The sequence below is a fragment of the Arthrobacter sp. NPDC092385 genome (assembly GCF_044755105.1).
Taxonomy (GTDB): domain Bacteria; phylum Actinomycetota; class Actinomycetes; order Actinomycetales; family Micrococcaceae; genus Arthrobacter_D.
Window position 1 is genome coordinate 217,193 of the sequence record NZ_JBIVQL010000005.1, and the last position, 13,843, is coordinate 231,035.

General features: G+C 68.4%; 17 protein-coding genes. 10 read left to right on the forward strand and 7 right to left on the reverse strand.

Going from position 1 to position 13,843, the window contains the following annotated elements; genetic code table 11:
- Positions 1–111 precede the first annotated feature (111 nt).
- Both ACIQCY_RS08725 and ACIQCY_RS08730 read left to right on the forward strand, forming a co-directional pair.
- Positions 112–492 carry a hypothetical protein gene (locus tag ACIQCY_RS08725; RefSeq protein WP_400483498.1) on the forward strand — a complete coding sequence of 127 codons (381 nt, stop codon included), beginning with the start codon at positions 112–114 and terminating at the stop codon, positions 490–492.
- Positions 479–1,096, forward strand: a complete 618-nt coding sequence (locus ACIQCY_RS08730; protein ID WP_400483499.1) for a cysteine hydrolase family protein — start codon at positions 479–481, stop codon at positions 1,094–1,096. The genes ACIQCY_RS08725 and ACIQCY_RS08730 overlap by 14 nt, the downstream gene beginning before the upstream one ends.
- Positions 1,097–1,165: 69 nt before the next feature.
- On the opposite strand, the gene ACIQCY_RS08735 is transcribed toward ACIQCY_RS08730, so the two are convergent.
- The 3 genes from ACIQCY_RS08735 to ACIQCY_RS08745 are packed head-to-tail and all read right to left on the reverse strand — an operon-like array spanning position 1,166 to position 3,221.
- Positions 1,166–1,897, reverse strand: a complete 732-nt coding sequence (locus tag ACIQCY_RS08735) for a DUF3618 domain-containing protein (RefSeq protein WP_400483500.1) — start codon at positions 1,895–1,897, stop codon at positions 1,166–1,168.
- Positions 1,894–2,346 (reverse strand): phage holin family protein, encoded by a 453-nt coding sequence (locus ACIQCY_RS08740; RefSeq protein ID WP_400483501.1) that lies wholly within the window; start codon positions 2,344–2,346, stop codon positions 1,894–1,896. The genes ACIQCY_RS08735 and ACIQCY_RS08740 overlap by 4 nt, the downstream gene beginning before the upstream one ends.
- Positions 2,346–3,221: a hypothetical protein gene (locus ACIQCY_RS08745; RefSeq protein WP_400483502.1), complete on the reverse strand. Its 876-nt coding sequence runs from the start codon at positions 3,219–3,221 to the stop codon at positions 2,346–2,348. The genes ACIQCY_RS08740 and ACIQCY_RS08745 overlap by 1 nt, the downstream gene beginning before the upstream one ends.
- A 281-nt stretch (positions 3,222–3,502) precedes the next feature.
- On the opposite strand from ACIQCY_RS08745, the gene ACIQCY_RS08750 reads away from it, so the two are divergent.
- The 7 genes from ACIQCY_RS08750 to ACIQCY_RS08780 all read left to right on the forward strand — a co-directional run bounded on the left by ACIQCY_RS08750 (position 3,503) and on the right by ACIQCY_RS08780 (position 9,675).
- Complete coding sequence (locus ACIQCY_RS08750; protein WP_400483503.1) at positions 3,503–4,384, forward strand: manganese catalase family protein; 882 nt, start codon at positions 3,503–3,505, stop codon at positions 4,382–4,384.
- 32 nt (positions 4,385–4,416) lie between these two features.
- Positions 4,417–4,878, forward strand: a complete 462-nt coding sequence (locus ACIQCY_RS08755; protein ID WP_400483504.1) for a DUF4383 domain-containing protein — start codon at positions 4,417–4,419, stop codon at positions 4,876–4,878.
- A gap of 215 nt (positions 4,879–5,093) precedes the next feature.
- Entirely contained in the window at positions 5,094–6,128 is a 1,035-nt protein-coding gene (locus tag ACIQCY_RS08760) for an iron-containing redox enzyme family protein (protein ID WP_400483505.1), read from the forward strand.
- Positions 6,129–6,202: 74 nt separating this feature from the next.
- Positions 6,203–6,382 carry a CDGSH iron-sulfur domain-containing protein gene (locus tag ACIQCY_RS08765; protein WP_400483574.1) on the forward strand — a complete coding sequence of 60 codons (180 nt, stop codon included), beginning with the start codon at positions 6,203–6,205 and terminating at the stop codon, positions 6,380–6,382.
- 136 nt (positions 6,383–6,518) lie between these two features.
- Complete coding sequence (locus ACIQCY_RS08770) at positions 6,519–7,277, forward strand: LamB/YcsF family protein (protein WP_400483506.1); 759 nt, start codon at positions 6,519–6,521, stop codon at positions 7,275–7,277.
- Entirely contained in the window at positions 7,264–8,940 is a 1,677-nt protein-coding gene (locus ACIQCY_RS08775) for a 5-oxoprolinase/urea amidolyase family protein (RefSeq protein ID WP_400483507.1), read from the forward strand. Before ACIQCY_RS08770 ends, ACIQCY_RS08775 begins: the two co-directional genes overlap by 14 nt.
- A 36-nt stretch (positions 8,941–8,976) precedes the next feature.
- Positions 8,977–9,675, forward strand: a complete 699-nt coding sequence (locus tag ACIQCY_RS08780) for a GntR family transcriptional regulator (RefSeq protein ID WP_400483508.1) — start codon at positions 8,977–8,979, stop codon at positions 9,673–9,675.
- 87 nt (positions 9,676–9,762) lie between these two features.
- Here the strand turns inward: ACIQCY_RS08780 and ACIQCY_RS08785 are convergent, their stop codons facing one another.
- On the reverse strand, positions 9,763–10,077 hold the full coding sequence (locus tag ACIQCY_RS08785; RefSeq protein ID WP_400483509.1) for an Lsr2 family protein: 315 nt from the start codon (positions 10,075–10,077) through the stop codon (positions 9,763–9,765).
- 245 nt (positions 10,078–10,322) lie between these two features.
- Here ACIQCY_RS08785 and ACIQCY_RS08790 point away from each other — a divergent pair, with 245 nt between their 5' ends.
- Positions 10,323–10,697, forward strand: coding sequence for a GNAT family N-acetyltransferase (locus tag ACIQCY_RS08790; RefSeq protein ID WP_400483510.1), 375 nt, complete (start codon positions 10,323–10,325; stop codon positions 10,695–10,697).
- Between the two features lie 73 nt (positions 10,698–10,770).
- Here ACIQCY_RS08790 and ACIQCY_RS08795 read toward each other — a convergent pair whose 3' ends face one another.
- From ACIQCY_RS08795 to ACIQCY_RS08805, 3 genes are all read right to left on the reverse strand, one after another.
- Positions 10,771–11,994 (reverse strand): NRAMP family divalent metal transporter, encoded by a 1,224-nt coding sequence (locus ACIQCY_RS08795; RefSeq protein WP_400483511.1) that lies wholly within the window; start codon positions 11,992–11,994, stop codon positions 10,771–10,773.
- Positions 11,995–12,073: 79 nt separating this feature from the next.
- Complete coding sequence (locus ACIQCY_RS08800; RefSeq protein WP_400483512.1) at positions 12,074–13,369, reverse strand: ammonium transporter; 1,296 nt, start codon at positions 13,367–13,369, stop codon at positions 12,074–12,076.
- A gap of 173 nt (positions 13,370–13,542) precedes the next feature.
- A complete protein-coding gene (locus ACIQCY_RS08805; protein ID WP_400483513.1) occupies positions 13,543–13,839 on the reverse strand; it encodes a MoaD/ThiS family protein in 297 nt (98 codons plus the stop codon).
- Between the last annotated feature and the right edge of the window lie 4 nt (positions 13,840–13,843).

The window sequence follows — 13,843 nt, forward strand, 5'->3', positions numbered from 1 at the left end:
GATCGGCGGCCCGTGGTCCACCTTCCAGTCCCTCATGGTGCTGCCGGGGGCCCTCCGTGTGGCGGACCCCCTGCGTGCCGGCCGGTTCGCCAAGCCCACGGGAAGGGCACCATGCCAGCTGTACGTCCCCCACACATCAATGAAGTCATGATCGCCGCGGCCGATCTCGAGGACGCCGAGTTCGAGCGCGACAGGCTCGCCCTGGCGTGCGGAGAAGCGATCCGGCGGGCACTGTCCAGCGGCTTCACCGTCGACCGGATCAGCCAGGCCGCCAATCTGGCGGAAGCCGAGGTGCTTCGGCTGGCCGAAGCGCGGTCAGGAAACCTGGACACCGCCATCGGTGGCTCGATCATCAGCGGGCCTGTGCCCGTCGACGAACCATCCTTGCTCTCCTTCCGTCCGGCGGAGAGCGGCGGGATGCGGTGGGGAGACGAGCGCGACCGGACGGGCCTCGCCGGCGGGATCCACCGGGAGCCCGATGCCGCCCGCTGACGCTTCGCCCTCCTCCGCCGGTCGCGGGGAGAAGACGGCCCTGCTCGTCATCGACATGCAGAACGCCTTCTTCGAGGACCCTGTCCTTGCGGCAGTGCAGCAGTCCCTTGTTGCCGCCTGCAACGACCTCATCGACGCCGCGCGCCGGAGTGGCGCGCCCGTGCTGGTGGCGCGCACGGAACACCTGCCAGATCGCTCCACCTGGACCGTCTCGATGCTCGACGACGATCAGGGCTTCATCTTCCGGGGTACACGCCAGGCCGACGTCGTCGAGGGCCTGCGCGTGGAGGGGCTCGAAACGGTGACGAAGACCCGCGACAGCGCGTTCTTCGGCACCGACCTGGCGGAGCGGCTGCGGAGCCTCGGGGTGGCGCAGCTCGTCCTGGCGGGTGTGGCGACCCACAACTGCGTGGCCCATACCGGTGCCGACGCTTTCGCACATGATTTCCGCGTCAGTTATGCCCTCGACGCGATCGCCAGTACGAACGAGGAGTACGCCGAGGCGATGCTCGAGATACTCTCCGTGGAGTACCGCCAACCGATCATCGGACAGGTGGAGGCCGAGGCTCTCCTCGCTCAGCAAGGGCCACCGACGCCGGAGTGAACGGCACGGGAAACGAGGACAGAGGCCACCGGAACGGATCCGGTGGCCTCTGTCGACAGGACCCGAGGGCTACCTGCTCTGCTGCACGTTCGACTTCGCGTCCTGGGCGCTGCCCTTGACGTTGCTGGCGGCCTGCTGGCTCTCACCCTTGACCTCGCCGACGGCGTTCTGGCTTTCGCCCTTCACGGTCTGCACCGAATCGGCTGCCGACTCCTTGAGGGACTGGACGGCTTCCTGCGCTGGTTCCTTGACGTCCGCGACGACCTGCTTCGCAGCCTCGGTGACCTTCTCCTTCAAGGGAGCGGCCTGCTCCTTAAGCTGCGATGCTGCCTGCTGTTCCTTCTCGCTCGCAGGGATCAGCGACGCCACCAGGAGGCCGGCTCCGAAGGCGATCAGGCCGGCTGCTAGGGGGTTGCCCGCGGCCTTGCTCGACAGCTGGCGGGGAGCGCCCTGGACGGCGTGCCCGGCGTGCAGGGCCTTGTCCTTGGCCGTTCCGGTCGCCGACTGCGCGGCGCCCTTTCCGCTTCCGGCCGTGCCCTTGACGCCCTCCCTGACGTCTCCGGCCTTACCGGCAACGGTGTCCTTGACGTCCTCGGCCTTGCCCATGACGGTGTCCTTGACGTCCTCGGCCTTGCCCATGACGGTCTCCTTCACGTTGCTGAAGCTGTGCTTGACCTTCTCGGTCTGGCGGTGCGCGATGTTCGCGGGATTGACCTTGTCCGCGACGGCGTCCACGTCGGTACCCAGTTCCTGTCGGGTACGTTCGATATCTGCACGGATCTCTTCGGGTGTCTGGCTCATCGTGTCTGCTCACCTGGTTTCAGTGTCGGCGGAATCTCTTTGATGGTCTCCGCTGTCTGGGGGAGACCCTTGATCTGCTTCATTTCCTTCTTGCCCTGCAGTGCCAGGACGGCGGCGATGATGCCCCAGAGAACGGCCACGATGACGGCGGCCCACCCGATCGGCATCAGGGCGTCGAGGCCCCACATGAGGGCGAGGGACAGGAACAGGAGGACGAAGTGGCCCCCGATGGCGGCACCGGCGAACATGCCGGCGCCCTTCCCGGCATTCTTCGCCGACTCGGTGGCCTCGGCCTTCGCCAGGGCGACCTCCTGGCGCATCAGCTTGGAGAGGTCCTTCGTCACCTCCCCGAGCAGTTCGCCCACTGAGGCGTTCGCTGAGCGCTGCTCCGCCTCCGTCGGAAGGGGGGCGGCGGCCTGGTGGGCGCCGCTCGTGTATGCCTCACTCATCAGCGCAGGCTCCCGTCATTCGGAAGGGTGCCTACGGGAGGGGTTCCCGGCGGGATGGTGGGGTAGTCGTCCGTGGGGTCGACGAACGCCGGGTTGGAACCGGCGACGTGCTGGCCGCGGGTGGTCTCTCCGAAGCCGGCGGTGGCGGGGGTTCCGCTGTACAGGTCGGAGTCGACCTCGGTGTAGCCGGGGTAGGCCCCGGTGGTCGAGGTGCCGGTCGACGCGCGTCCCTGGGTCGCAGGGGTGCCGGAGGAGTCGCGGTTGCCGGTGAGGCCCTTGGTCAGACGACCGACGACGAGGCCGGATCCTGCTGCGATGGCGAGGAAGGTGCCGGGCTTGCGCCGTGCGAAGGACTTGACGTCTTCGAGGATCTCGGAGGCGTCGCGGCCCTCGAGCCACCCCGCTGCGGATTCGGTTCGCTGGCTCGCCTGCTGCACGATGCTGGACACCATGTGGTTGTCCGACTTCTCCGCCATCGACTTCAGTTCGTTCGAGATACCCCGGATGCCTTCGGTGATCTTCTGCTGCTGCGTGCCCGCCTGGTCCTTGACCTGGGAGGTCACCGTGCCGAGCAGGTTCCGGGCCTCCGACCCGGCCTCGGCTGCGACGCTCTTCGCCTCGGATGCCGCGGTGCCGGCTACGTTCTTGGCCTCGGAAGCGGCGGTGCCTGCCACGTTCTTGGCTGCTTCCTTGCCGTCCTGGCCGACCTGCTTGGCCTGGTCCTTGGCTGCGGAGGTCTTCGTGCCTCCCGCGCCGGAGTTGCCGCCGGTGAATTCCGTGGTGTTGAGCTCGTGGGCTCCGAGGTCCGAGGTGGACGTCTCGTTTCCGGTGGTGGAGGGAACCAGGGGATCCTGCGGCCAATTCTGCGTAGTCATGGTTCTTCCTAACGTTGATATTGCCGTTAAAGCGGACGCTCCATCGTGTTCTCGATGCGATGGTCCGGCATCTCGTGCTGGACTTATCACTGAAGCTAAGCATGCTTACGTTCGTCGGTGCAAGTCCTTTTCCCGATCCTGCAACATCTAAATAAGTAGACTTAGTATCTTCCAAAAATCCTAGTGGCGCCGTTAGCGTCGAATCAAGAGGATCCCCCGTGGCCGCTTCCAGAAGGAGCGGGTCCAAGCCCGGGGGACCCTACGTGGGGAGGTAGACATCAGTGTTTTTTCACAAGCAAGAGCTTCAGTACAAGGCCAGCCCGGACAAGCCGGACGCCATCTATGCACGCAAGCTGCAGGAGGTCCTCGGTGGCCAGTACGGCGAGATCACGGTGGCGCTGCAGTACAGCTTCCAGGCGTGGAACGCCCACATCCCCGGCAAGTATCGTGACCTGCTGTTCGGGATCGGCGCGGAAGAGATGGGCCACGTGGAGATGCTTGCGACCATGATCGCCCAGCTGCTCGAGAAGTCCCCCCTCGGTATCACCGAACAGGCGGTCCAGTCCGACCCGGCTATCGCGGCCGTTGTCGGTGGCACCGACATGCAGCACGCCATCGTCGCAGGGGCCGGTGCCCGGCCCGTGGACAGCATGGGCAACCCCTGGCAGGGCAGCTACGTCACCGCGAGTGGGAATCTCCTGGCAGATTTCACCGCCAATGCGAATGCCGAGATGCAGGGGCGGCTGCAGGTCGCCCGTCTCTATCACATGACCGATGACCATGGCATCCGGGACATGCTCTCCTTCCTGCTCGCCCGCGACACCATGCACCAGAACCAGTGGATCGCCGCCGCGCGGGAGCTCCAGGAGTCGAAGATGGAGGAACTGCCGGTGCCGAGCAACTTCCCGATCAAGAAGGAGGCCCGCGAGGTCTCCTACCAGTACCTGAACTTCTCCGACGGGAAGACCGCTGCCGAGGGAAGCTGGGCCTCCGGCCCCACCCCGGACGGCAAGGGTCAGTTCACCTACCACGAGGGTCCGACCACGAGCGCTCCGATGCCACCGGCGACACACCCGGATTCCCGCTTCTACGGCACCACGGAGATCCCGAACACCGTCGAGAAGATGGCCGGCACGGTGCAGGACAAGCTCAACCGCGAATAACCGTTTGCACATATGAAGAAAAGGAGATCCTCATGACAAATACGAACAATCGCACGGTGGAGAGTGGCCGTACCACCCTGCAGCGTGCCGCGCAGGCAGTGGGTGTCGTCTTCCTGCTGGTCGGGATCCTGGGGTTCATTCCGGGGATCACCTCCAACTACGGCACCATGATGTTCGCCGGCCACCAGTCGGAAGCGATGCTGCTCGGGATCTTCCAGGTCTCGATCCTCCACAACATCGTCCACCTGCTGTTCGGCATCGCCGGCCTCGCCATGGCGAGGACCGTCTCGGGGGCGCGCAGCTACCTCCTCGGTGGCGGCATCATCTACGCCATCCTGTGGATCTACGGCCTTGTCATCGGTCAGGATTCGTCCGCCAACTTCGTCCCGGTGAACAGCGCGGACAACTGGCTGCACTTCCTGCTGGCGGTGGGCATGATCGGCCTCGCCCTCGCCCTCAGCCGCGGTACGCGCGACGGCAAGCGCCGCGTCTAGGAACAATCGCCACCCCGACGGGGGTGGGAACCCCCGGCGAAGTCACGGGGGACGGAACGACGCCGGACCGGCGGGTGCGCACGCGCGCCGACCGGTCCGGCGTCGTCGTTTCCCGTCCTTCCACAGGATCGGGCGTCACGATCCGGCCAAAGCGAAGTACGCTTAGCATTACTGGCCCGGCCACAGGGTCTGTACATCGACAGAAGAGGTCCTTGGTGAAGCAGCCCTCCCCGCGCGGAGAAATCAGCGCCCTCGTTCTGACCATCGTCGCCGGCACTGCCGAGTCCGCGCAGGACTCCCTCGACCGTCTCGCCGTGCTCGTCGGAGATGCCGTGGACGAGACGCCCGACATCCTTCACGACGACGACCTCCAGCTGGCTCTCTTCTGTCTGTACGAGCTGCACTACAGCGGCATCGACGATGCAGGCGACGACTGGGAGTGGAATCCCGGCCTCCTCGGGGTGCGGCACCGGATCGAGGTGGCGTTCGAGCGCCGGATCCGCGAGGAGGTCGTCCTCGGGGACCTGCCCCGCGCCACCAGCGAGGCCGTCTGTGCCGAGCTCTTCCGGATGACCGGCGAGGACTCGGGTCCGAGCATGTCCCGCTTCGTGGCGAAGGCCGCAACCGATGACCAGTTGCGCGAGTTCCTCGTGCACAAGTCCATCTACCAGCTCAAGGAAGCCGACCCGCACACCTTCGCCATCCCGCGGCTGACCGGCAGGTCGAAGGCAGCGATGGTGGAGATTCAGGCCGATGAGTACGGTAACGGCATGCCGGCGCGTATGCACTCGGCCCTTTTCGCCCGCACCATGCGCGAGCTCGGGATGGACGACACCTATGGCGCCTACCTCGACGCGACTCCGGCGATCACGCTGGCCGTCAACAACCTGATGTCGCTCTTCGGTCTCAACCGTCGGCTGCGGGGAGCGATCGTCGGGCACCTGGCGGCGTACGAGATGACCTCCTCGCAGCCCAACCGCCTGTATTCCCGGGGTTTCAAGCGCCACGGCTATGGCGAGGATGCCACGGAGTACTTCGACGAGCACGTCGAGGCCGACGCCGTCCACGAGCAGATCGCCGGGCGGGACATGGCGGGCGGGCTGGTGGAGTCCGATCCGCGCCTGTTGCAGGACGTCCTCTTCGGCGCTGCTGCCGGGCTCGCGGTCGACGGCCTCATGACCGTGCACATCATGCAGGCCTGGGAGGCCGGCAGGTCATCCCTCCGCAGCTCGAACGCGATGGCATCGTGAGTGCCGGCCCGGCTCCGGAGGCATCCGGTCCGATTCCCGAACGTTCGTTGAACTCCGGCGCCGCTCCGGTCTCGGTGGTCGCGTGCCCGAATGGCCCGCTGCTCATCCGCGGGGATTTCGAACTGATCGGCGCGGACGGCGAGGAGCTGCCCCGGACGCGGCGGACGGTGGCGCTGTGCAGGTGTGGCGCATCGGTCCTGAAGCCCTATTGCGACGGCTCCCACAAGCTGACGGGCTTCAGGTCGGACCCCTGAATCGGGCGGACGACGGCGCCGCCGGGTAACCGGACCCCTTCCCCTCCTCCTGCCTTCCAGGGCGCGGCCGGCATTTGATTGTTGAACAATCGGTGATCGTCGGGCATGCTTGATTGGAACGTGAGATGGAGGTCACATGACGGCGATCGACCTGAACAGCGACGTAGGGGAATCCTTCGGCAACTGGACCTTCGGTGACGACGCACGAATCATCGAGTCCGTCTCCAGCGTGAACGTGGCGTGCGGGTTCCACGCCGGGGATCCCACCGGGATCCGCACCACGTGCGCCGCCGCCGCCGCGGCGGGGGCGGCGGTCGGTGCGCATCCGGGCTACCGCGACCTGGCCGGCTTCGGCCGGCGTTTCATGGACGTCGACCCGGTGGAACTGACCGATGAGGTGGTCTACCAGATCGGGGCGCTGCAGGCCCTCGCGCTGGCGGCCGGTACCGCTGTCCGGTATGTGAAGCCCCATGGCGCCCTGTACAACACGATCGCCGTCCACGAGCGCCAGGCGCGCGCGGTGGTCCGGGCGGTCCGCGAGATCGACGACACCCTCCCGTTGCTGGTGCTGCCGAACACCGTCATCGAGGCGGAGGCGCGCTCGGCGGGCCTGCGCACCGTCGTGGAGGCGTTCGCGGACCGCGCGTACATGCCGGATGGCGCACTGGTCCCGCGTCGCGAACCCGGTTCCGTGCTCCACGAGGAGGCCGACGTCGTCGAGCATGTCCTGCGGATGGCGGCCGACGGCGAGGTGGTGGCCATCGACGGTTCCCGCATCCGGATCGCCGCCGAGAGCATCTGCGTCCACGGAGACACCCACGGCGCCATCGCGATGGCAGCGGCGGTACGCCATGCCCTGGTCTCCGCGGGCGTGACGGTCGGTGCGTTCACCTGACGCCGCCGGCCCTCGAGGGCCGGCCGGCCTGACACTCCGCCGCGTCGGCGACCACGGTGTGCTCGTCGAACTGCCGGGCCTGGCCGAAGTACTCAGTGTGCAGGCCCAACTGCAGGAGCGACCCGTAGAGGGCCAGGTGGACGTCGTCGCGGCGGCTCGTACCGTCCTCGTCACCGTGCAGGAGCCCTGGCAGGTCGCCGACCTCGCAGCGCATCTCCGCTCGATCGACCCATCGGCGGCCGTGGAGCGGGAGGACACGCTCCTCACCATCCAGGTCCAGTACGGCGGCGCTGATCTCCGGGACGTGGCCGAGCTGACAGGGCTGAGCGAGGAGGCCGTGGTCGCCGCGCACACCGCAACTCCCTGGGTGGCAGCCTTCGGAGGCTTCGCTCCCGGCTTCGCCTATCTCACCGGTGGTGACCCTCGCCTGGAGGTCCCGCGGCGGGGAACACCCCGGACCGCCGTTCCAGCGGGGTCCGTGGCGCTCGCCGGAAACTTCTCTGCTGTGTATCCACGCCGGTCTCCCGGCGGATGGCAGCTGATCGGACGCACCAGCGCCGTGCTGTGGGATGTCCACCGCGCCCAGCCCGCGCTCATCACACCCGGCAACAGGGTCCGGTTCACCGCGGTCCGGGAGCTCGTCGAACTGCGTGCTCCCGCTGTCCCCGCGGAGGCACGGGCCCAGCCCGTTCCCGCCCCCGGTCCGGCGGCGTCGGTCCGTCCACCTGGTTCGGTCGCTTCGCCCGGTCCCTCCGGGCCGGGCACTCCGCCCGGCACTCCGCCCGGCACGCCCGTGCCTGCCGGGCTGACCGTCGTCGACCCGGGCCTGTACAGCACGGTCCAGGACCTCGGCCGGCCGGGTCTGATGGACCTCGGCGTCGCCGGGGCGGGCGCCCTGGACCGGGGAGCCTTGCGCCAGGCGAACAGGCTGGTCGGCAACGCTGCCGGAAGCGCGGTGATCGAGACCCTCAACGGTGGCCTGGCCCTTGAGGCGCGGGAGGACCAGGTGCTGGCCGTGACGGGAGCCGACGTCCGCCTCACCATCGTGATGCCCGATGGCCGAGAGCGTGGGACCGGGCTCTGCGCCCCCTTCCTCCTGCGGGCGGGCGAGGTGCTGCGGCAGTCGCCGCCGGCGTCGGGCCTGCGCGCCTACACCGCAGTGCGTGGCGGATTCGCCGCCGAGGAGGTGCTCGGCAGCCGATCCTCGGATTCCATGTCGGGGCTCGGCCCTGCCCCGCTCACCAGGGGTTCGGCCCTCTCCGTCGGGCGCCCTGTCCCCGGCTCCCCGGTGGGGGATCCGGAGTTGCCACGAGCGTCCGGGACGCCCGAGATACTGCGGGTGATCCCAGGACCGCGGGATGACTGGTTCGGCGACGGCGCCCTGGAGCGCCTGTGCGGGACGGCCTGGACGGTCACGGCGCAGTCCGACCGGATCGGGCTGCGTCTCGATGGCGCCGCCCTGACACGGGTGCGTGCAGGAGAACTCCCGAGTGAGGGGACCGTGCCCGGGGCGCTGCAGGTTCCGCCGTCCGGCCTGCCGGTGCTGTTCCTCGCCGACCATCCGGTGACGGGCGGCTATCCGGTGATCGCCGTCGTCGCCTCGGCGGACCTCGACCGCGCGGCGCAACTCCCGCCGGGGGCGGCGGTCCGCTTCCGGACGTGAGGACCGGGTCGGCGGGTGCGCCAGTAGGGTGATGGGATGACGTTCGACGACGCCCTCGCGGCACTGCGGTCGCTCTCGGGTGGGGCCCGCCACGCGCACTCCGGGCAGTGGGCCGCGGCGGCCTTGAGGTCGCGCATCTCCGCAGGGGACCTCCCGCCGGGTACCAAGCTGCTCGAGGAAGCGCTCGGCGGGGCGCTCGGGGTGTCCCGCAACACACTGCGTGAGGCTTTCGGAATCCTGGCTGCCGAGAACATCGTCACGCGGGTGCCCAACCGCGGTGTCTTCGTCGCCCGGCCCTCCGCCGACGACGTGCGTGAGATCTACCGCGTGCGCCGGTACCTGGAGCCCGCAGCGCTCCGCTGGGGTGGTGGATCCGTGCCGGCCGGCTTCGATGCCCTGCTGGACGACGTCGTCGACCGCGCCCGCATGGCACGCGAAGCGGGAGACGTGGCAGCCATGGCCGGCGCCAATCAGGACTTCCACCAGGGGGTCGTCGCGCGGGCCGGCAGTGCCCGTTTCGATGCGATGATGTCCGAGGTCCTCGCCGAGATGCGCCTCGTGTTCCATGGCATGGGCGACGATCCCGCTTTTCACGCCCCCTATGTCGACGCCAATGCGGCTGTCACCGCACTGCTGCGGGACGGGAAGGCGGAGGACGCCGCGGAGGAGATGAGGTCGTACCTCGACCGCGCCGAGGCGCAGCTGCTGGCAGCCATCCGCAGCCGGGAGTCCTGACGACGGCGCCGACAGGACCGGCGCCGACAGGACCGTGCCCGCCGGCGGTACCGATCCGACGTCGCCTGTCGGCGTCGTGCCGACCGCCTACCGGCGCCGCTGCCTGTAGGCGTCGATGATCGACTGGGTGAGCCGGCCCCGCATGCTCGGGTTGTACCCGTTCTCCTTCGCCCACCGGCGGATCCTCGGGATCTCGTCGTCAGGGGCCCGATCGGCCGGCCGCGGCGTCTTCCGGCCGCGCCCCGTGGCAACCCGCCGGCCCTTGGCCGCGTAGCCGGAGAGGATGGCGCGGAGCGTCGCCGCATTGTCCCCGGTGAGGTCGATGGCGTACTCGATGCCGTCCAGACCGAACCGGACGGTCTCCCGAGCTTCCGCACCGTCGAGGTCATCCATCAGATCCACCTGCAGGTGCTGCGTCCTGTCGTTTCATCCCCACCCTTCGAATTGAATCAAAGGAAGCGGGTGCCGTGGGTGCGGGGCGTGCCCTTGACGCAGACCGGTAGCCGGGGATCAGTCCGGGGCGGTCCGGCCGCGGACGGGGAGACGCACGCGTGGAAGGAGTGCACGCGAAGTTTCGCGGACGGAAATGCGGCCGAAACCGCCCGTCCGTAGCGTTGGGAAGCACACTACTTCCACAGGAGGCTGCCATGCAGACGCTGAGGGTTCGACAGGTCCCCTGGACCAATCCCGTGGCCACGGGATTGCGTGAGGCGCTCCGCGCGGAGAGCGACCGGGGGCAGTCGCCTGCGTCCCTCACGGCGACGGCCGACGACGGGGCGGGCATCGCCGTCTTCCTGATCGCCTACGAACTGGCGACGGGACAGCCGGTCGGCTGCGGGGGCCTCCGGCTTCTCGACGCCACACGTGCGGATGTCGACTACATCTACGTGCTGCCGTACGCACGCTGGTCGGGGGTGTCGCAGGCGATCACGGAGGAATTGGCGTCCTGGGCGCGGGTCCACGGCATCACGGCGGTGGGACCGGACGATGCCCTCGCACAGTTGAGCGCCCTACGGCTCTAGTGCCCGTCCCTGAGCCGGTGGTCGTGGCCGGCCCTCATGACGACGACGGCGGCACCCGAGCCGATGGCTCGGTTCACGCCCACAGCTTCCCCAGGCCGCTGAGCGACTGGTATCCGAGGAAGAGCGTCAGCAGCCAGGCGACGAGGCCCGCCACCAGGAGCCACACCGGGTAGACGTAGCCGCCGAGGAGATCCCGGCGTCGCCAGGCCACCCACAGGATCACCGCGAATCCGACCGGGAGGATGAGGCCGTTGACGGCGCCGGCCGCGATGAGCAGCGTGGTCGGTGCCTGGCCCACGAGCAGGTAGATGAGGGCCGAGACCGCGATGAACAGGCACGTGTAGATGTTGCGCCGCCGCGGGGCGGTCGCCGACGAGGTGATGAACGAGATCGAGGTGTAGGCCGCTCCGATGACGGAGGTGATGGACGCCGCCCACAGGATGATGCCGAAGAGTCGCAGGCCCACTTCGCCTGCTGCTATCCGGAACGCCTCGGCTGCCTGGTTCTGGCTCGCGAGTTCCGCGCCGCCGGCGACGACGCCCAGCACCGCGAGGAAGAGCAGCACGCGGATGATGCCGGTGACGATGATGCCGAGGATGGAACTCCGCGTGATCTGCCGGACGTTGTCGGGGCCGACAACCCCGGAGTCGAGCATGCGGTGGGCACCCGCGTAGGTGATGTACCCGCCGATCGTGCCACCGATCAGGGTGGTGATCACCAGGAAATCGACCTGCTCGGGGATGACGGCGTTCCGAAGCGCGAGCCCGACCGGTGGCTGCGACACGATCGCCACGTAGCCGGTCAGGAGGATCATGACGGCACCGAGGACGACGACGATGCGGTCGAGTGCGGCGCCGGCCCGCTTGATCAGGAAGACGGCGATCGCGACGACTGCCGAGACCACGCCACCGATCTTCGCGTCGACACCGAGCATCGCGTTCACGCCGAGCCCGGCACCGGCGGTGTTGCCGATGTTGAAGACCATGCCGCCGAGGAAGATCAGGCCGGCCAGGACCCAGCCGACGCCCGGCAGCACGAGGTTGCCGAGCTCCTGCGCCCGGCGGCCCGTGACCCCGATGACGCGCCAGACGTTCAGCTGCACGGCGATGTCCACCAGGATGGATACGAGGATCGCGAAGGCGAAGGCGGCGCCGAGGGTCACGGTGAACGACGTGGTCTGGGTGATGAACCCCGGGCCCACCGCACTGGTGGCCATCAGGAACATGGCGCCGAGCAGGGCGCCCCGTTCGGGACGCCCTGCCAGTGGTGCCCTCTTCTTTCCTGCCCTGGCTGCCATGCGATCCCCGTCGTCCTGGAACGTCAGGCGAGACGGGCGTCACGCCTGCTACGGGAGTCTACAGATTGTTGAACAATCTTTACAAGGACTGTGCGCGGGGGGCGCCGAGATCCACCGGGTCCTCGTCGGTCAGGTAGGCGAACTCGGAGTGCGCGGCGATGTCGATGCCCCGCAGCTCGTCCTCCTGCTCGATCCGGAGGCCGACGGTCCGCTGGATGACCTGTGCGATGACCCAGGTGACCACGAAGGAGTACACGAGCACCGCCGCGGTCGCGAGCGTCTGGACGCCGAGCAGCTCGAAGCCGCCGCCGTAGAAGAGGCCGGAGACGCCGTTCGGTGCGTCCTCGGTGGCGAAGAAGCCGATCAGCAGCGTGCCCAGGATGCCGCCGATCAGGTGCACGCCCACGACGTCGAGCGAGTCGTCGAAGCCCAGCCGGAACTTGAGTTCGATCGCGAGGGAGCAGACGGCTCCGGCGATCGCGCCGATGGCCAGCGCACCCATGGGGCTGACGGCTCCACAGGCGGGGGTGATGGCGACGAGCGCCGAGATGAGGCCCGACGCAGCTCCCATGCTGGTGGCGGCGCCGTTGCGGATCCGCTCGACGAGTGCCCAGGCGAGCAGCCCGGCCGACGCCGCCACGGCTGTGTTCAGGAAGACCACCGAGGCGGACTGCCCTGCGGAGAGCGCCGACCCGGAGTTGAACCCGAACCAGCCGACCCACAGGAGACCTGCACCCACGAGGACGAGGGGGCGGCTGTGCGGTTTGGCGTGCTCGACCTTCGGCCAGCCATGGCTGCGTCCGAGGACGAGGGACAGGGCCAGGGCCGCGATGCCCGCATTCATGTGCACTGCGAGGCCTCCGGCGAAGTCGATGGCGCCCAGGTTGTTGGCTATCCATCCGCCGACCACCGAACCGTCCTCCGAACTGAACGCGAACACCCAGTGCGCGATGGGGAAGTACACCAGGGTTGCCCAGACACCGGCGAAGATCATCCATGCGCCGAACTTCATGCGTCCCGCCGCCGCGCCCGCCACCAACGCCGTGGTGACGCAGGCGAAGAAGAGCTGGAAGGCAGCGAACAGGATGGGCGGGATGGAAGCGGCCGGGTCCTCCGCGAGCAGCTGACCCATGCCGGCATATTCGGCCACGTCACCGATCAGTCCGAGGCCGCCCACCGAGTTGCCGAAGGCCATCGAGTAGCCGAACAGCGCCCACAGCACCGCGACGAGGCTCGCCCCGCCGAAGCACATCATCATCATGTTGAGGATGCGGCGGGAGCCGACCATTCCTCCGTAGAACAGGGCCAGTGCCGGGATCATCAGGCAGACGAGCGCGGCGCTGGCGAGAATCCAAGCGACATTTCCAGAATCCATGGGAAGTCCATTTCCGTGATAGCGCTTGCACGTGCCGGAGGGGACTGAGCCCGGGATCGCACTGGGGGTGGGTGCGGAACGGGGATGGCACACCGCGCTGAGCAATGGTAGGCAGCGGCAGGTTTCAGCATCCTGCGGGTGCCGTTAACTCTGTGTTACGCCCCGTCCCGGCCCTAGCCCCCCGCGACGGACTGGATGATCATGACGGTCGAGCCCGCCGGGACGGCCGTGCCGAGCCCGTCCAGCCGGCGCACGTCCTCACCGTCGACATAGATGTTCACGTACCGCCTCAGCGCTCCGGTCTCCTCCCGGATCCGCTGATCGAGGAGGGGGCGCCCCTCGCCCAGCCCGTCCAGCAGCGCCGACACGTCGCCGTGGCCCGCCACGCTCACGCTGATTTCGCTCCGCCCGTCGAGGTAGGGCCGGAGCAGCGTGGGGATCAGGACCGTCACCGGAGCGCTCGTGGGCATCGCG